Source organism: Herminiimonas arsenitoxidans (assembly GCF_900130075.1).
GTDB lineage: Bacteria > Pseudomonadota > Gammaproteobacteria > Burkholderiales > Burkholderiaceae_D > Oxalicibacterium > Oxalicibacterium arsenitoxidans.
Window position 1 is genome coordinate 2568373 of record NZ_LT671418.1, and the last position, 16668, is coordinate 2585040.

Below are 16668 nucleotides of genomic sequence, written 5' to 3' on the forward strand. Positions count from 1 at the left end.
GTACTTTCAAGAACGGGGCATCATGAAAACGCTGAAATTCGATGTGGCAGTAATCGGTGCCGGCAGTGCCGGTATGTCTGCATATCGCGCCGCCAAGGCGCATGGCAAGAGCGTGGTGCTGATTGAAGGTGGCCCGTACGGCACGACATGCGCGCGCGTTGGTTGCATGCCGAGCAAATTATTGATTGCGGCGGCGGAAGCAGCGCATGCGATATCTGCCGCACCGGGTTTTGGCGTGCACGCCGGTGCTGTGCGTATAGACGGCAAGGCTGTGATGCAGCGCGTTAAAAGCGAGCGTGATCGTTTCGTCGGTTTTGTCGTACAAGGCGTCGAGTCTATCGATACCGCCGAGCGCTTGCGTAGTTATGCGCGTTTCACTTCTGCACAGTCTTTGCAAGTGGGCGATGACACGCAAGTGCATGCCGAGCGCATCGTGATTGCCACTGGTTCCACTCCACAGACTCCGGAGGAATTGCGCGGACTCGGTAAACGTCTGATTACGAGCGACGATGTATTTGCGTGGGATGATCTGCCTGTATCGGTTGCGGTGATCGGCGCTGGTGTAATCGGACTGGAACTGGGATTGGCTTTGCAACGTCTGGGCGTACGCGTGGCCTTGTTTGCGCGTAGCGGTCGGCTGGCGCAATTGCACGACGATGACGTCAATCAAACGGCGATAGACTGCATAGGTTCAGAGCTGGATCTGCGCTTGCATACGAGCATCGTCGCGGCCAAACAAGTTGGTGAGCAAGTCGAATGCGTATCGCGTCATGCCGATGGCAGCGAGCGCACTGAGCATTATCAATATGTATTGGCAGCAACCGGACGGTCGCCGAATGTGGCGAATATCGGATTGGAAACCACCGGCTTGAAGTTGGACGCACGCGGTATTCCCTTGTTCGATCCCTTGACGATGCAGTGTGGTGATAGTGCGATTTTTATCGCGGGTGATGTCGATAACGATAGACCCTTGCTGCACGAAGCAGCGGATGAAGGGCGTATTGCCGGTGACAATGCCGGACACTTTCCGAATGTGGTTGCAGGCTTGCGCCGCGCCGCCTTGATGGTTGCTTTTACCGATCCGCAAATCGCGATAGTCGGGCAAACCAGCCGTACGCTCAAAACCAAGCAATTCGAATGCGGGCAGGTGTCATTTGCCGATCAAGGGCGTAGTCGCGTGATGCTGCAGAATCGCGGTTTGCTGAAGGTTTATGGTGAGCGCGGTACGCACCGTTTCCTCGGTGCAGAAATGATAGGTCCGCGTGCCGAGCATCTGGCGCATTTGCTGGCATGGGCTTGCCAGAGCGAGATGACAGTAGAGCAGATGCTCTCTATGCCTTTCTACCATCCAGTGATTGAAGAAGGTTTGCGCACGGCCTTGCGCGAGCTGAAAGAAAATCTGCTGAAAAATAGGGATGCAATCGAACATTGCACCGACTGCACGCCGGGAACCTGAGAATAAATCAGGCGGCGCTGCATTTATTTGCGTGGAATGTGCGGTAACGCCTATTCGCAGCCAGCGGAAATATGATAAAACTGAACACTTCCGTTGCAACTTAACAATAAAGCGAGTGTCACAACACCAATCGCAGATAGCTATTTCCGGCAAACACGGAATAACAATAGCGATATGATGGACAGTCGCAAGAGCAGTCTTTCAACCCGCAGGTCCGTTCAAGCTATGACGGCACACTGCTTTTGTTCAGATATAGAAGGGGCCTTAATATGAAAACATCTACCTTGAAAACCACACGGAGCGATATGAAAACCTTAGTCAAAGACGCCCAGGAATTATTTCGTGAAGCAACCAGTGCAACTGGCGACAGAGCAGATGAATTGCGTAATCGCGGTTTGCAACTGTTAGACAACGCTTTGGTAAAAGCGCAGGAAGTACAAACTGCCGCGCTTGAAACCGGTAAGGAACTGGCAGAAAAAACCGACGACTACGTACATGAAAATCCATGGCGTGCAGTGGCGATCTCGGCAGGTGTGGGCGTGTTACTGGGACTTTTGATCTCGCGTAAATAATTGCGACGGTATCCGATATGGAACAGCAAACCTCGCGTCCAGACATCCGCCCCGGCTTGATCGGTGGCGCTGTCAGCCTCGCCAAAAACATGTTCGGCTTGTTGATGAGCCGCATCGAACTTGCCGCGCTGGAGTTGGCCGAGGTGCGTGCCAATGCCTTGAAGCTGGCGGCCTTGTTCGCCTTGGGCGTCATCGTCACGTGGTTTGCCATCGCTTACTGGAGCGCTTTGATTATTTATCTTAGCTGGCCGGTATTTGGCTGGAAGATACTATTGATCCTCGCGCTGGTGTGTACTGTGGCCGCGGTTGGTATCGTGTTCTATATCCAGTCGTTGCTGCGGGAAGGCAAATTGTCTATGCCGGCCACGATGGCTGAGCTGCGCAACGATCATGATGCGCTGTTGTAATTCAAGAGGGTTTGCATGACAACACATCATCAAGAGCCGGAACACGAGTCGTCGGCACAGCGTAAGGAAAGACTGCTGCAGCAATGCAAAGCCTATCGTGTTGCGATCGGACAGGCCAGAACTGTAGTGCGTGACAATCTGGGCGCAGATGGCATCGCGAAAACAGCGATTGGTCTGGTGAGCGCGCGTGCACAATCGGCTTTTTCCAATTTTTCCGACTTGTTTGATGTGAACAGCATATCCGGCGACAAGCTGCGACGTTTGTTGCCGCTGGTCGTCAGCGGCGTTTCCTTGTTGACCCGACGTTCGGTGTTGCGTCCGATTTTGCGTGGTGCCTTGCTGGTCGGTAGTGCGGGTACAGCGCTGTATTTTTTCTCAAAGAAAAAGAAGACGGATACGCAGCAGCATGAGCATGTCGCGTTACGTGAGCATTTATAGTTCGCCTACTTAATGCGTGAGCAATAAAAAAGCCGACTTCAAGTCGGCTTTTTTGTCAGTGCGTGTTACTTATTTTGCTGGAGCTGCTTCAGCCGCTGGGGCTGCGGGAGCAGCAGGTGCTGGAACCACTGGATCGCTGAACTTGGCGCCTGCGCTATTGGCCATCAAGACCACAACGCGTTCGACTTCGATATCGTCCAGATCTGGATTGCCACCTTTAGGCGGCATCGCGCGGATACCTTCAATCGCGTGTTTTGCCAGTGTGCTGTAGCCTTCGGCAATACGTGCTTTCCATGCGCCGGCATCACCAAATTTAGGAGCGCCTGCTGCGCCAGTTGCGTGGCATGCAGCACAAGCCATCTTGTAAACTTCTTCCCCTGTTTTCAAGACTTTCGGTGCATTGATGTCTTTCAGTACGAAGCCTTCGTCTGCAATTGGCTTGATACGTGCGGCAACTGCTTCTGGTGATAAGCCGTCCGAGCCTGCGCCGATATGTTTTTCATTGGTGACGTAGAGCACCAGTAAAACGATACAGATGATGGGAACCAGAAAACCGGCCAAGATTGCCAGTATGAGTTGCTTTGGCGTTTTGATCGCTGATTCTTCTTCGTGATGTGCGTCGCTCATTATTCCCTCAATACAATTTTAAAATCGTTATAGATGGGCGCATGCAAAATGATGCCGCACGGCGCATGCCCCTTATCATGCTTCGCCAAACCCTTGATTATAGACACAAAGCCAAGGATGTGAAACGGTAAAACGTCGCTTTACATGGACGGAAAGTCGGAAAAACGGTATCCTGCAGGCCTCTTCAGTAGTCCCTCATGCGGCTGTAGCTCAGTGGATAGAGTATTGGCCTCCGAAGCCAAGGGTCGCTGGTTCGATTCCAGCCAGCCGCACCAAATCTAGAGTATTTCGACGAAGGTATGCGCTAACCCGATGGGAAAGTAGGCACTCTGCGTGGGCAATCCGTGGGTTTTCGGAACAGTTTTGCCCCGGGATACTTGTCAGTTTCTTACGCTTGCTGCGCCGGCATCAAGATATCTATAGCTTCTCTATCCGTTTGAAACATGTGATCGGGCCCCATCGCGGCAATCAGGCCGGCGCGTTCCAGTACATCCCACACCTGCTTTTTGACCGCTGTGAAGTACAGCTCCAGACCTTCCGCATGCAGACTTTGTTGCAGGGATTCCAGCGTTTCGATGCCGCTGGCATCGATGTCGTTGATACCGCTGGCGCATAGCAGCACGCGTCGGATGGCCTTGTCGCGGCCACGGCGTTCAGTGATGAAGCGTTCCAGCGTGGCAGCGGTCAGAAAATTCAAGGTGGAATCCATACGGACGGCCAGAACGTCTGGTGCGAGTGGAGGCAGATGGAAGCGATTGCGGTCGCGTAGTGTGCCGTCCTTGTGCACGCCAACTTCGATCACGCGTGGATGCGTATGTCGATATAAAAACGACACCATGGTGATGCCGACGCCAGCGAATACGCCGTAATGCAGGCTGGGCGTACACCATAGCGTGACGCCGAAAGTCACGATCGCCACCAAGCCATCGTCACGCGAAATACGAAACAGACGCGGGAAAGCACGGAAATCCAGCAATCTGAATACCGGCACCATAATCATGGCCGCCAATACCGAATACGGCAGATAGGCTATCGGCGTGGTGAGGAAATACAGGCTCAGCAATACGCAAGCAGCTGCAATCAGTGATGCCCAGGCGCTGGTGGCGCCGGCGTAAATGTTCAAGGCGGAACGCGAGAACGACCCACTGACCGGGAACGCACCACTGAAACCGCTGGTGATCTTGGCCAAGCCCTGACCGATCAATTCCTGATTCTCATCCCAGCGTTCATTGGTTTTGCGCGCCAGCACACGGCAGCTGGACATCGCTTCGGTAAAACTGATGATGGCCAGGATAGTTGCGGCTGGCCACAGTGCCTGGTGTGCGCCCCAACTGATGGCAGGTGGCAAGGCGAGCGGTGGCAAACCAACTGGCAAGGCGCCAACGATGGCACCGCCATGGCCGGCATAATCGATGGCCCAACTGGCGGCGATGCCCAAGACAGTCACTATCAGCATGCCGGGCACATTCGGCGCATAGCGTTTCAAAGCCAATAATAAAAACAAGGAGCCAAGTCCGAATGCGGTGGTCAACAGCATCGCCGGTGTCCCTGCCAGCAGCTTGCCGACTTCTGTCATCGCGCTACCGGCGTGCAGATCCAGTCCCAACAGGCTGGGTAGTTGCGAGAGCACAATGATGACGGCGGCGGCATTGATAAAACCGATCACCACCGGTTGCGACACCAGATAAGTGATCTTGCCCATCTTGCAAGCACCCAGCAGAAACTGGATCGCACCCGCATACAGTGACAGCCAGATTGCCAGCGCAACCCAATCGGCGCTGCCGGCCACAACCATGGGCGATAGCGAGCCAAACGTGAGGATGCTGGTGAGCGCCACCGGACCAACCGCCAGCAAGACCGACGAACCCCACAAGATGCCGATGACGCTGGGCAGCAAGGCAGCATACAAGCCGGTTTGCGGCGGCATGCCGGCGAGCGTGGCGTACGCCAGTGCTTGTGGAATCAGTACCAGGCCGACGCTGAGGCCGGCCCATGTGTCGCGTCGTAGTGAATCAGCGCTCGGGCGGGCCCAGTGCAAAAATGGAAAAAACCGTCTGAAGTCGACGCGCATGGCGACTCAGGATATCTGTTGGTAGTACAGATTTTGCGGATGATTGGCCTGTGCAAAAAAGAACCAGCGCTCCGCGATGAGTCCCGCGTATTGCACGACGAAGGCGGTGCCCAGCAAGAGCAGCGATGCATGCAGTAGTCCGTTACTTAATAGCAGCAGCGGTAATGGGAATACCAGCAGCAGGAATATCCATTTGATGGAACGGAAAAACAGCGGGCTTTTGCCGTGGAAGTAATGCCGCGTATTGAACGAACCGCCCATCGATCCCTGTGCTTTTTGCACGATATGCGGATGACGTATGCCGGTCGCGGTTTGCAATGTTGAGCGCGGCTTCAAACGAGCATTGCGGGCGAGCGATGCTAGGCGCGTCATCAAGGACGCCAACGTCAGGACGATAGCGGTGATGCCAAAAATAGTAACGAGCGCTGGTGCAGTCGGCAAGCTGAAGGCAGTCGCCAGTGTAAAGCCGGAGGCGCAGCCCAGCAGTGTGTAATTGACGATGGTCAGCGGTGTCGCCCATTCCTGCAAAAACTTGATGCAGCCGTAAATCATGCCGGTGCAGACGAACAGCGTGATGCAGAGTATCAGCGCGATGCCGCCGATAATGGTCGCCGCCGATTGCCATCCGAAGAAATGTGCCGCGCCATACGCAAACACGGCCAGCATGAAAAATGGCAAGGCGATGACTTCACGCGATAGCCACGACGTGCGCCACATCGTCGCTGCACGCCATGCACGCTCCGGATGGCCGAGGTGGAAAAATGAAGCGAATAAACCAAAGCCCAGAAACGCCAGAGACAAGGCACTACCCAGCGTATGAAACTGGTAGCTGTCGGACGGCGCGACGAGGCCGAGCAAGGCCAGCACGTGCGCGGCATACAGCGCGATGAACAAGCCTTGTCCGACGCCTATCAATGTAGTCAGAAAAATTACCGAAAAAGCGGGATTCATGGAGATCTATCCTGTCTGCCGATTGCGTTTATTACTACTGTTACCAAGAAGTGACGTCATCCAGCGACGGCTCGTGCAAGCCTGGCTTAGGCAACTTGCCATCGATGCGTAATGGGTTTTCGATACGTTCCAACTGATCCTCGTGCAATTTGATTTCGACTTTGCGGCGCGGCAGATAATGGTTGGATGGTTTGGTTCCCCATTCCGGCATGAGCTGGTAACCGCCTTGTTCGCGAATGGCGACAGAGACGATGGATTCCGGATCATGGATGTCGCCGAACAGGCGCGCACTGGTAGGGCAGGCCATCACGCAAGCTGGCTGGCGATCTTGTGGTGGCAAGGATTGGTTATCGATGCGGTCGGCGCACAGCGTGCACTTGCTCATTTCCTGCCGGTGTTCATCCAGCTCACGTGCACCATACGGACAAGCCCACGCGCAGTAATTGCAACCTATGCACTTGTCGTAATCGACCAGCACGAGGCCATCGCTTTCACGTTTATAGCTGGCGCCGGTCGGACATACCGGCACGCATGGCGGCTCTTCGCAATGCAGACACGATTTAGGAAAGTGCACCGTGTCGGTCGCCGGAAAGCGTCCTACTTCATAAGTCTGTACGCGGTTGAAAAAGGTGCCGGTCGGATCTTCGCCATACGGGCGGTCATCGGCCAGTGTGCCGGCGATGCCCGAGGTGTTCCACGATTTGCAACTTGTTACGCAAGCCTGACAGCCTACGCAAACGTTGAGATCTATCACCAGCGCCATTTGCGTCATTTGTTTTCTCCTCGACCACTGCCCGCTTTGTAGGCCATCCAGACACGCTTGATGGTGCTGGTGCCAGGTAGCGCCGGCATGGTGGCGAATTGTGGCCAGGTCTGTTTCGGCTCATCTGCACCAGCCGGATAGATGCGTACCCGTACGTCATACCAACCGGCTTGTCCGGTAACCGGATCAGAATTCGACAGGCGAGTGCCATCGGCGGCGGGTGGTAATTCTTCTGAAATAAGATGATTCAGCAGAAAGCCTTTTTGTGATTCGTTGGCGCCTTTTTCCAGATGCCAGGCGCCAGCTGCTTTGCCTATCGCATTCCAGGTCCAGACCGTGCCGGGTTCGACCGCTTCACTGTAGCGACACATGCAACGCACCTTGCCCCACATCGATTCGACCCACATCCAGCCGCCGTCAGCGATGCCGCTGGCTTGTGCCAGCAATGGATTGACGAACAAATAGTTGTGCGTATGGATTTGACGCAACCACGCATTCTGCGAATCCCACGAGTGATACATCGCCATCGGTCTTTGCGTCACGGCATTGAGCGGATATTTGGCGGTGTCTCCGCTTTGTACTTCCAGTGGCTCGTAATAAAACGGCAGCGGATCGAAATAGGTTTCTATGCGCGCGCGCAGGCGTTCCGGTGGTTGCTTGCCGGGACGCTTGCCTTGTGCGGCGAGGCGGAATTTTTGCATCACATCCGAATAGATATGAATCAGAATCGGATCGGCAAAGCGGCGCATGCGTATACGCTGTGCCCATTCCATATAGCCTTTGTTCCAGTTGCGCATATAGCTATAGGACGGCGGCATCTTGTGGTGGAACACGCAACCGTTTTTGGCGTACATCTCCCACTGCTTGGGATTGGGTTCGCCCTTCATCGATTTTTCGCCACCGAGGCCGCGCCAACCGGCGAGGAAGCCGATGCCGGAACCTGGCTCGGTTTCATAATTGACGATGAAGTCAGGGTAATCGCGGAACTTGCGGCTGCCATCCGGTTTGGTAAAGGCGGGCAGCTTGAGTCGTCCGCCTAGCTCGATCAGTACTTCCTGGAATGGTTTGCAATCGCCAGTCGGTGGCAGCACTGGTATGCGTACCGCGTCGACCGGGCCATCGAATTCCGAAATCGGTCGGTCCAACATAGACATGACGTCATGTCGCTCCAGATAAGTCGTATCCGGTAGTATCAAATCAGCGAAGGCTGTGGTCTCCGATTGGAAGGCATCGCACACGACCAAAAATGGAATCTTGTACTCACCCTTGTCGTCTTTGTCGTTCAGCATCTGACGCACTTCGCTGGTGTTCATGCTGGAATTCCACGCCATATTGGCCATGAAGATCAGCAGCGTATCGATGGGATACGGATCACCGCGCCAGGCATTGGTGATGACGTTGTGCATCAAGCCATGTACTGACAGTGGGTGTTCCCACGAGAAGCCTTTGTCTATGCGCACCGGTTCACCGGCATCATCAACGAACAAATCGTTAGGGTCACCCGGCCAGCCCAAAGGCAGGCCGCCTAATGGCGTATCTGGTTGGACTGCGGCCGGACTGTTCGGCGGTTTGGCGCTAGGTGGAATGGCGCGCGGGAAGGGCGCTTTGTGGCGAAAGCCGCCCGGTCTATCTATCGTGCCGAGCAGCGACATCAAAATCGCCAGCGCACGCGTAGTTTGAAAACCGTTGGAATGCGCCGCCAATCCACGCATCGCATGGAAGGCAACTGGATTACCGGTTACCGTTTTGTGTTCGCGGCCCCAGCTATCGGTCCACGGGATTTGCAATTCTATTTTTTGGTCGCGTGCGATCACGCCCATTTCATTGGCGAGGCGACGTATGCATGCAGCCGAGATGCCGGTTACGCCAGCAGCCCATTCTGGTGTGTAACGTTTGACGCGTTCCTTGAGTAGTTCGAATGCGGGTGCCACGGCCGTACCGTCCGGCAGCGTGAAGGTACCGAGCAGATGAGGATCGGCACCATCGGTGTGCGTAGGCACCGGCTGTTTTGTTAGACGATCCCACCACAATTTGTTTTGTGGGTACATCGGATTGACGACTTCGGTTGCCTCGTCTTCGACAAACAGGCCAAAGTCATCGCTTTGCGCATCTTGATTGATGAGCTGACCGGCATTGGTATAGCGCACCAGAAATTCGCGATCGTATAGACCGAGCGCAATGATTTCGTGGATCAGCGCCAGCAGTAATGCGCCATCGGTGCCGGGTTTGATCGGTACCCATTCATCGGCAATCGCGGAATAGCCGGTGCGGATAGGGTTGATAGAAATGAATTTTCCACCGTTGCGCTTGAACTTCGACAGCGCGATTTTCATCGGGTTGGAGTGGTGATCTTCCGCCGTGCCGAGCATGATGAAGAGCTTGGCGCGGTCGAGATCGGGCCCGCCGAACTCCCAGAACGAGCCGCCTATGGTGTAGATCATGCCGGCGGCCATGTTGACCGAACAGAAGCCGCCATGTGCTGCGTAATTAGGTGTGCCGAATTGTCGTGCAAACAGACCGGTCAAGGCCTGCATCTGATCGCGGCCGGTGAAGAGGGCAAATTTGCGCGGGTCGGTGGAACGGATTTTCCCCAATCGTTCCGTCAGTATTGTGAATGCTTCTTCCCATGAAATTTCGGTGAACTCGGAGGCGCCACGTTCCGCTCCGGGTTTGCGCAACAAGGGTTTGGTCAGGCGCGCCGGTGAATATTGTTTCATCGCGCCGGAAGCACCCTTGGCGCAGATCACGCCCTGGTTCAAAGGGTGATCCGGATTGCCGTCGATGTAGCGTACTTCGCCATCGCGCAGATGGACGCGCACGCCGCAGCGGCACGCGCACATATAACAGGTCGTACATTTGACTTCCGTCGTACCTGTCTGGTCGGCGGTGGTCATGGCAAACGGCCGGCCAGTGCGACGATCTGCGCGTGCAAGGCATCGGGTATTTCTATGCCGCGTTGCGCTGCTTTGACGGCGAGGCCGTGACGGCGCTCACCCGGCAGACGTACGCCATCATCCTGCAACATCATGCCGAGCAAGGTTTCTATGCGATTGAAGTAGACATCAGAACCGGCCAATGCACCCGGATCAATGGCCAGGAACAACTGACCCAGACGTGGTTGATTACCTTCATCGGAGAAAAACGAATCGGCTTCGAAGCCAAAGGCCGAACCTGTTAATGCAATCGCCAACAGTTCTACCGTCAGCGCAATCATCGCGCCTTTGACACCACCGGCCGGCAACATACTGCCAGCCAAAGCAGCCTTGGCATCGGTGGTTGGCTTGCCATCCTTGTCGACTGCCCAGCCGAGCGGAATTGGCTTGCCTTCTTTTGCAGCGATCATGATTTTGCCGCGTGCGGCTTCGCTTAAGGCCAGGTCGATGACCAGTGGTTCAGCATCGCGACGCGGAAAAATTGCAGCGATAGGATTGGTGCCGAATAAAGGCGTCTTGCCGCCCCACGCCGGCATCGCCGCCGGTGAATTGCTGAACGCCAGTCCAACCAGACCGGCGCGGCCCAATGGTTCCAGATGTACGGCAGCGGCACCGAAGTGATTGCTGTTGGTGATGCCGGCGCAACTGATGCCGAACTCACGTGCGCGTGCAGTCGCGGTCTGGATCGCCAGCGCGCATGCTTCGTATGCCATGCCGGATTGTGCATCGATCAGACATGCGCCGCCCCTGGAGTGCACGATCTTTGGTACCGCCGTGGTGGAGGTACGGCCATTGCGTAAAAACGTTGTGTACTGCGGCACGCGCGACACGCCATGCGAGGCCAAGCCCTGCGCATCTGCTGCTACCAGCGCGTGTGCTGCAGCTTTGGCCGCTGACAGACTGGCGCCGGCTTTCTCAAGTGCGAGCATGGTAAGGGACGTTAATTCATCTATCGTAACCAAGGCCATAAAAGTCCCTAAAACAGGTTGAGAAATAAACTCAAAACAAACTGAAAAAAGTGCGCTACGACCACAGGCCGTGGCGCCAGTCCGTCACATCATTAGTTCTGCTGCAAAAATGCCGCCACGCGTTGCGCAATCAGTGCACTGACGCGCGTATTCGATTCAGTGGTTACACCGGCGATATGTGGCGTCAGAATGAGTCGTGGCGCAGTGGCTAATGCATTCCCTGCTGGCAGCGGTTCCTGTGCGAAGACATCGATCGCTGCACCGCCCAGATGACCCGCATGCAAGGCTCTGGCTAATGCCGTCTCATCCACGATTTCGCCGCGCGAGGTATTGATCAACACTGCGTCCTGCTTCATTCTGGCCAATGCATCGGGGCCGATCAGATTGCGCGTATTGGTCGTGAGTGGAATATGCAATGACACGATGTCGGCTTGTTCCAGCACTTCATGCAGACGTTTGCAGGCGACGCCGGATTGTTGCCATATCGGTGCATCGGATGCCAGCATGGGGTCGTGTGCAATCACGTTGACGCCCAATGCCTGCGCCAAGCGTGCCGTCAACTGGCCGATGCCGCCAAAACCGATCAGCCCCAGCGTCTTGCCGGCGATTTCGCGACCATTGGACAAGGCAGTGCGCGGCCATGCGCCGGCCGCAGTTTCGGCACTGCGCGTATACGCTTCGCGCAGCAATGCCATGGCCGTGCCGATCACATACTCGGCCACTGCGCCGGCATTGGCACCGGTCGCCGGGAACACTTCTATGCCACGTGCCTTGCAGGCATCCACATCGATATTGTCCAGACCGACGCCCAAGCGCCCGACTACGCGCAGCTTAGGTGCCGCATCCAGTAATGCGATATCGACTTTGGTGCGGTTGCGTACGATCAGCGCATCTACATTGCCCAGCATTGCGAGCAGAGCGGGGCGGTCATCGACCAAGGCGGGCTTGTAAGTCGTCTCGAATGTGCTGGCCAACAATGCGACGGCGGTGTCATCCATGAACTCCGTAATGACGATGCGTGTACCTCCTGCGTGTGGTGCGTTCAATTTTGCATCCCCCACTTTTGTACTGTGCATTGTTCGATGATGCGGAAGATGAAGTTCTCTACGAACAAGCCGATCATGATCACAGTCAGCAAGCCGGCAAAGACGCTAGGAATTTCCAGCTGGTTTTTGTTCTCGTAAATGAACCAGCCCAAACCACCGCTACCGGAACTCACGCCAAACACCAGTTCAGCTGCAATCAGCGTGCGCCAGGCAAAGGCCCAGCCGATCTTGAGGCCAGTGAGGATGCTGGGGAACGCTGCAGGAATCAGAATCTGGAACACATAGCGCAAGCCGCTCAAGCCATAGTTGTGGCCGACCATGCGCAAGGTGGTGCTGACGGATTGAAAGCCGGAATGTGTATTTAATGCCACCGCCCATACAACCGAGTGGATCAGCACGAAGACCAGACTGCCGGTACCCAAACCAAACCACAACAGGGACAAAGGCAGCAGCGCAATCGCCGGCAAGGGATTGAACATTGAAGTCAGTGTTTCGAGGAAGTCGCGGCCGATGCGCGAGGTGATCGCAAAGACGGTCAGCAATGCCGCCAGCAACAGTCCGGCGCCATATCCCATCAACAAGATCTTGATTGAAAACCAGACCTTGCCGAGCAGACCGCCTGAGATGATGCCTTCGACCAGTGCTTCTATCGTCGCTGTCAGTGTTGGGAACAGCAACGCATTATTCAAGATCCGAGCGTAGACCTCCCAGATCACTGCCAGCGTTATCAGAATGCCGATTTTGCGTGCAGCGCTGTTGTTGCATAACTTTTCCCATGAGGTCAGCGGTTTTTGCACGACGCCGAACTCGGTACTCGGTGCCCGGTTTGCATAGTATTCCGGGCGTTCTACATTGAGGCGCACCACGACGCCCGGCTGCTTGGGCGGAGGTGCAGGACGATGGATGCTGGAGACTTCAGACATGATTGACCTCTTCTGCTTCGACCGGTTCGGCAAACAGCATCTTGTTGATTTTTTCAGTCAGGCAGTTGCCATCGGCATCGACGGTATCTTCGCCGGTGCTATTGAGTTCTGCGGTGACCTGGCCTGGATGTGGCGACAACAGCAGAATGCGGTTGCCGATCTTGACTGCTTCGGCGATCGAGTGCGTGACGAACAGCACGGTGAAATGGGTGTCGTCCCACAGTTGCAGCAATTCATCCTGCATCTTCTTGCGCGTGAGTGCATCGAGTGCGGCGTACGGCTCATCCATCAGCAGGATGTCCGGTTCCATCGCCATGCCGCGCGCGATGGCGACACGCTGTTTCATACCGCCGGACAGCATGTGTGGATAGTGATCAGCAAATTTCGACAGGTTGACCTTTTCGATGTAATACATCGCCTTGTCTTCCGCTTCCTTGCCTTTGAGCTTGCCACTCGCCAGCAGCGGGAACATGACGTTTTGCTTGACGGTTTTCCACGGTGGCAACTGGTCGAACTCCTGGAACACCATCATGCGGTCGTACCAGGGTTTGGTAATGACCTTGTCGTGCAGTCGCATCTCGCCTTCGGTAGGCATCATGTAGCCACCGACAGCTTTGAGGAGGGTCGATTTTCCGCAGCCTGACGGGCCGAGTAAGACAAATCGATCCGATTGATACACCTTGAAATCGACCCGATAAGTGGCCGTGACTAGATGCTCCTTGGTCTTGTATTGCAGTGTCACCCCTCTGACATCCAGCAGGGGCTGTGGCAATCCGTTCATTGTCTGTCCTCTATGTAATCGTCCCGTTCACGCCGCTCTGTGTCGACTTCACGAGTGGCCTTGCGGCCTGATTGTTATGGGCGTCTTTGCGACTGCTCCGTTGGTCTCCTTTGGAAACTACTCTCCTTTTCAGTAAAGCGAAACGACCCGCTGCATAAGCGGGTCGCTGGATGCATGGATCAGGCGCTTTCGTACAAACGCGTCAGGACGAACTCACGATGGCCCAACACTTCGGCATCGGTGAGGCGACCATTGGCGGTACTGAGCATCATCTCCAGCAATTTGTCACCGGTTTGCTCTAGGGTCAATTCGCGCTGCAGCAAGCCTGAGCAATCGAGATCGATATGCTCATTCATCAAACGCACGGTACGCGGGTTGGCGCAAATCTTGATGACAGGCAGAATCGGATTACCGATGACGTTACCCTGACCTGTCGGGAAGAAGTGCACGACAAAACCGGAAGCCGCGCACAGCGTGACCATTTCGGCCGCAGCGGATGACGAATCCATGAACCAGAGGCCGGAATGCGTAGGCATTTCCGCCTTGTCGATCACGCCATCGACGGTGCACTTCTTGCCGATCTTTTGAATATTGCCCATCGCTTTTTCTTCGATGGTGGTCAAGCCGCCGGCGATATTGCCCTTGGTAGGCTGCGAGTCAGACAGATCCGAGGTCTTGTGGCGATTGATCATGTCTTGATAGCGATCGAACATGAACATGAACTGTTTGCGTACTTCATCATTGGCGCAACGTGCGGACAGGATGCTTTCGCCGCCGGTAATTTCCGACGTTTCGCCGAATACCAGAGTTGAACCCAGCGCATGCAGTTTGTCGAAGGCTGCACCGACCGTAGGATTGGCGCCGCAACCGGAAGTGGTGTCGCTTTCTCCGCATTTGGTCGAGACCCACAATTCCTTGATGTTGCAGACTTCACGTTGTTTTTCGGAGGCCCATTGCATGAATTCGCGTGCTTTCTTCGACGCATTCATGATGGTTTCGTGATCGCCATGACCTTCGATACCGAAGCCCACTACCGGTTTGCCGGTGGCGGCGATGCCGTCGACGATTTTCTTGGTCCAGCTGTCTTCGATCCCGATCACGACGACTGCGGCGACGTTAGGGTTGGAGCCGGTACCGATCAAGGTGCGGAAATGCAAATCCAGATCGGCGCCGAATTGCAGACGACCATAAGGATGCGGGATCGCCATCGTCCCTTTGATGTTGTTGGCGACGGCTTCACATGCGGCGTTCGATAAATCGTCGAGCGGCAGGATGATGACGTGGTTGCGTACGCCGACGCGACCGTTTTCGCGGCGGTAGCCAAGGAAGGTGCTGTCTTTAGTGATCATTTGGGCCTCTGGAACTCAGTTGAGATGAATGTTTTTTTCTGATCTGGCACGACTAGCGTCATGCCGGGTTATGAAGAAATCACCGCGCGTCTGAGATGCGTCGCGCAATAGATTTCTGCAGAACCGCTACCAGCGTTTGGTTTTAATGTTGTGGACATGCGCGTGTTCACCTGCCTTCGCTGCAGCCACAACCTTGCCGATATCGACGCCGTATTTAAAGACGGTGTCGCCGACGGCCATCGGTTTCATCGCGATCTTGTGTCCCATCGGGATGTCCTGAAGTGCCTTGATGCTGACAGTGCGGTCATCGTCCATGATCCAAGCGGTCAGTTCGGTGCCGGCCTTAATGCCTTCAACGACCGCAACGGCAACGGTGTCCTTGGCGTCGTGCAAAACAACATGAATCATTTTGTCGCTCCTTTAAATTGGGTTTGCGTATTCGCAAGGCATCTGCTGGCCTGTGATCGAATGCATCGATACTATGACTACTTTTCGTGCAAGTCAACTATATGACCTATATCACTTATATTTATTTTGAAGCGAAGGTGGAAGGGCGCATGCGTAGTAGCCGTGATGTGTAATCGAAGCGTTATGGTTTATAGTTGCGGACTATGAATATCAAAGCAAACGCCTCCATTCCAGCCGTCGGAACCACGCTCTATAAAGAGGTGCAGCGACAGATGCTGCGCGCGCTGGCAGCCGGTGAATGGAAGCCGGGCGAGGCAATTCCTGCGGAAAAGAAACTGTGCGAGCTGTTTGAGGTATCGATAGGCACGTTGCGCAAGGCGATAGACGAGTTGGTGGCGGAAAACATACTGATTCGACATCAGGGACGGGGTACTTACGTTGCGCAACACAATCGTGCGCAGCAGATGTTTCGCTTTTTTAATGTGACTGATCACGCCGGCAACAAAACTTACCCGCAACTATCGCTGATCACATTTTCCAAACGGCGTGCCGATAAGGTGGCGGCGGAAAAACTGCATTTGCCGACGACGGACAAGGTAATTGCGTTTACCAATCTGTTGTATCTGCAAGAGCAGCCTGTGATTGTTGATGACATCGTCTTGTCGGAAGCAAGGTTTGCCAGCCTGACTGAAGAACAGATACGCAATCGTCCCAATACGCTCTACAACCTGTATCAGATCGATTTCGGCATCAGCATTATTCGTACGGAAGAGCGCTTGCGTGCAGGCATAGCCAATGAGAAGCACGCGACTCTGCTGGGTATCAAGGTTGGTGCACCGATACTGGAAGTACGGCGCGTGGCGCTTTCATACGACGATCAGCCTATCGAATGGCGCATCTCGTACATTAATACCGAGAAGCACGAATACGTGGCACCGACTGCGCAGTAATTGTCACAGCGCTGATCGCTTTCAG

Annotated in this window: 16 protein-coding genes and 1 tRNA gene; 6 read left to right on the forward strand and 11 right to left on the reverse strand. The window is 55.0% G+C overall.

The features are described from left to right. The first annotated feature begins 22 nt into the window (after window positions 1-22). From BQ6873_RS12135 to BQ6873_RS12150, 4 genes are all read left to right on the forward strand, one after another. The gene (locus BQ6873_RS12135; RefSeq protein ID WP_076592876.1) at window positions 23-1456 is read left to right on the forward strand and encodes a dihydrolipoyl dehydrogenase; all 1434 of its coding nucleotides are present in this window, start codon (window positions 23-25) and stop codon (window positions 1454-1456) included. 269 nt (window positions 1457-1725) lie between these two features. Further along, window positions 1726-2028, forward strand: a complete 303-nt coding sequence (locus tag BQ6873_RS12140; protein ID WP_076592877.1) for a DUF883 family protein — start codon at window positions 1726-1728, stop codon at window positions 2026-2028. A 17-nt stretch (window positions 2029-2045) separates the two neighbouring features. Further along, window positions 2046-2435 (forward strand): phage holin family protein, encoded by a 390-nt coding sequence (locus tag BQ6873_RS12145; RefSeq protein ID WP_076592878.1) that lies wholly within the window; start codon window positions 2046-2048, stop codon window positions 2433-2435. 15 nt (window positions 2436-2450) lie between these two features. Further along, window positions 2451-2873, forward strand: a complete 423-nt coding sequence (locus BQ6873_RS12150) for a hypothetical protein (RefSeq protein WP_076592879.1) — start codon at window positions 2451-2453, stop codon at window positions 2871-2873. 69 nt (window positions 2874-2942) lie between these two features. Here the strand turns inward: BQ6873_RS12150 and BQ6873_RS12155 are convergent, their stop codons facing one another. Further along, a complete protein-coding gene (locus tag BQ6873_RS12155) occupies window positions 2943-3500 on the reverse strand; it encodes a c-type cytochrome (protein ID WP_076592880.1) in 558 nt (185 codons plus the stop codon). A 199-nt stretch (window positions 3501-3699) separates the two neighbouring features. On the opposite strand from BQ6873_RS12155, the gene BQ6873_RS12160 reads away from it, so the two are divergent. Beyond that, window positions 3700-3775: transfer RNA gene (locus tag BQ6873_RS12160), tRNA-Arg, on the forward strand. Between the two features lie 113 nt (window positions 3776-3888). Here the strand turns inward: BQ6873_RS12160 and BQ6873_RS12165 are convergent. The 10 genes from BQ6873_RS12165 to BQ6873_RS12210 form a co-directional block, all read right to left on the reverse strand. Beyond that, complete coding sequence (locus BQ6873_RS12165; RefSeq protein ID WP_076592881.1) at window positions 3889-5571, reverse strand: SulP family inorganic anion transporter; 1683 nt, start codon at window positions 5569-5571, stop codon at window positions 3889-3891. Between the two features lie 6 nt (window positions 5572-5577). After that, window positions 5578-6522, reverse strand: coding sequence for a dimethyl sulfoxide reductase anchor subunit family protein (locus BQ6873_RS12170; protein ID WP_076592882.1), 945 nt, complete (start codon window positions 6520-6522; stop codon window positions 5578-5580). A gap of 40 nt (window positions 6523-6562) precedes the next feature. After that, window positions 6563-7294: a 4Fe-4S dicluster domain-containing protein gene (locus BQ6873_RS12175; protein WP_076592883.1), complete on the reverse strand. Its 732-nt coding sequence runs from the start codon at window positions 7292-7294 to the stop codon at window positions 6563-6565. Next, window positions 7291-10179, reverse strand: a complete 2889-nt coding sequence (locus tag BQ6873_RS12180) for a molybdopterin oxidoreductase family protein (RefSeq protein ID WP_076592884.1) — start codon at window positions 10177-10179, stop codon at window positions 7291-7293. The genes BQ6873_RS12175 and BQ6873_RS12180 overlap by 4 nt, the downstream gene beginning before the upstream one ends. Beyond that, window positions 10176-11186 carry an Ldh family oxidoreductase gene (locus tag BQ6873_RS12185; RefSeq protein WP_076592885.1) on the reverse strand — a complete coding sequence of 337 codons (1011 nt, stop codon included), beginning with the start codon at window positions 11184-11186 and terminating at the stop codon, window positions 10176-10178. Before BQ6873_RS12185 ends, BQ6873_RS12180 begins: the two co-directional genes overlap by 4 nt. Window positions 11187-11278: 92 nt before the next feature. Next, window positions 11279-12232 carry a hydroxyacid dehydrogenase gene (locus BQ6873_RS12190; RefSeq protein WP_269457241.1) on the reverse strand — a complete coding sequence of 318 codons (954 nt, stop codon included), beginning with the start codon at window positions 12230-12232 and terminating at the stop codon, window positions 11279-11281. Then, window positions 12229-13155 (reverse strand): ABC transporter permease, encoded by a 927-nt coding sequence (locus BQ6873_RS12195; protein WP_076592887.1) that lies wholly within the window; start codon window positions 13153-13155, stop codon window positions 12229-12231. Before BQ6873_RS12195 ends, BQ6873_RS12190 begins: the two co-directional genes overlap by 4 nt. Continuing rightward, window positions 13148-13936, reverse strand: coding sequence for an ABC transporter ATP-binding protein (locus tag BQ6873_RS12200; protein WP_076592888.1), 789 nt, complete (start codon window positions 13934-13936; stop codon window positions 13148-13150). Before BQ6873_RS12200 ends, BQ6873_RS12195 begins: the two co-directional genes overlap by 8 nt. A gap of 179 nt (window positions 13937-14115) precedes the next feature. Further along, the gene (locus tag BQ6873_RS12205) at window positions 14116-15285 is read right to left on the reverse strand and encodes a UxaA family hydrolase (protein ID WP_076592889.1); all 1170 of its coding nucleotides are present in this window, start codon (window positions 15283-15285) and stop codon (window positions 14116-14118) included. Window positions 15286-15411: 126 nt separating this feature from the next. Beyond that, on the reverse strand, window positions 15412-15693 hold the full coding sequence (locus tag BQ6873_RS12210; RefSeq protein WP_076592890.1) for a UxaA family hydrolase: 282 nt from the start codon (window positions 15691-15693) through the stop codon (window positions 15412-15414). A 203-nt stretch (window positions 15694-15896) separates the two neighbouring features. On the opposite strand from BQ6873_RS12210, the gene BQ6873_RS12215 reads away from it, so the two are divergent. After that, window positions 15897-16643, forward strand: coding sequence for a GntR family transcriptional regulator (locus tag BQ6873_RS12215; RefSeq protein ID WP_083664458.1), 747 nt, complete (start codon window positions 15897-15899; stop codon window positions 16641-16643). Window positions 16644-16668: the final 25 nt, after the last annotated feature.

Excerpts from the sequence above, each read along its gene's own strand:
- BQ6873_RS12170 (WP_076592882.1), bottom strand. The coding sequence starts at position 6,522 with ATGAATCCCGCTTTTTCGGTAATTTTTCTGACTACATTGATAGGCGTC.
- BQ6873_RS12195 (WP_076592887.1), bottom strand. The coding sequence starts at position 13,155 with ATGTCTGAAGTCTCCAGCATCCATCGTCCTGCACCTCCGCCCAAGCAG.
- BQ6873_RS12155 (WP_076592880.1), bottom strand. The coding sequence starts at position 3,500 with ATGAGCGACGCACATCACGAAGAAGAATCAGCGATCAAAACGCCAAAG.
- BQ6873_RS12140 (WP_076592877.1), top strand. The coding sequence starts at position 1,726 with ATGAAAACATCTACCTTGAAAACCACACGGAGCGATATGAAAACCTTA.
- BQ6873_RS12145 (WP_076592878.1), top strand. The coding sequence starts at position 2,046 with ATGGAACAGCAAACCTCGCGTCCAGACATCCGCCCCGGCTTGATCGGT.
- BQ6873_RS12165 (WP_076592881.1), bottom strand. The coding sequence starts at position 5,571 with ATGCGCGTCGACTTCAGACGGTTTTTTCCATTTTTGCACTGGGCCCGC.
- BQ6873_RS12180 (WP_076592884.1), bottom strand. The coding sequence starts at position 10,179 with ATGACCACCGCCGACCAGACAGGTACGACGGAAGTCAAATGTACGACC.
- BQ6873_RS12200 (WP_076592888.1), bottom strand. The coding sequence starts at position 13,936 with ATGAACGGATTGCCACAGCCCCTGCTGGATGTCAGAGGGGTGACACTG.
- BQ6873_RS12205 (WP_076592889.1), bottom strand. The coding sequence starts at position 15,285 with ATGATCACTAAAGACAGCACCTTCCTTGGCTACCGCCGCGAAAACGGT.
- BQ6873_RS12210 (WP_076592890.1), bottom strand. The coding sequence starts at position 15,693 with ATGATTCATGTTGTTTTGCACGACGCCAAGGACACCGTTGCCGTTGCG.
- BQ6873_RS12150 (WP_076592879.1), top strand. The coding sequence starts at position 2,451 with ATGACAACACATCATCAAGAGCCGGAACACGAGTCGTCGGCACAGCGT.
- BQ6873_RS12185 (WP_076592885.1), bottom strand. The coding sequence starts at position 11,186 with ATGGCCTTGGTTACGATAGATGAATTAACGTCCCTTACCATGCTCGCA.
- BQ6873_RS12215 (WP_083664458.1), top strand. The coding sequence starts at position 15,897 with ATGAATATCAAAGCAAACGCCTCCATTCCAGCCGTCGGAACCACGCTC.
- BQ6873_RS12135 (WP_076592876.1), top strand. The coding sequence starts at position 23 with ATGAAAACGCTGAAATTCGATGTGGCAGTAATCGGTGCCGGCAGTGCC.
- BQ6873_RS12175 (WP_076592883.1), bottom strand. The coding sequence starts at position 7,294 with ATGACGCAAATGGCGCTGGTGATAGATCTCAACGTTTGCGTAGGCTGT.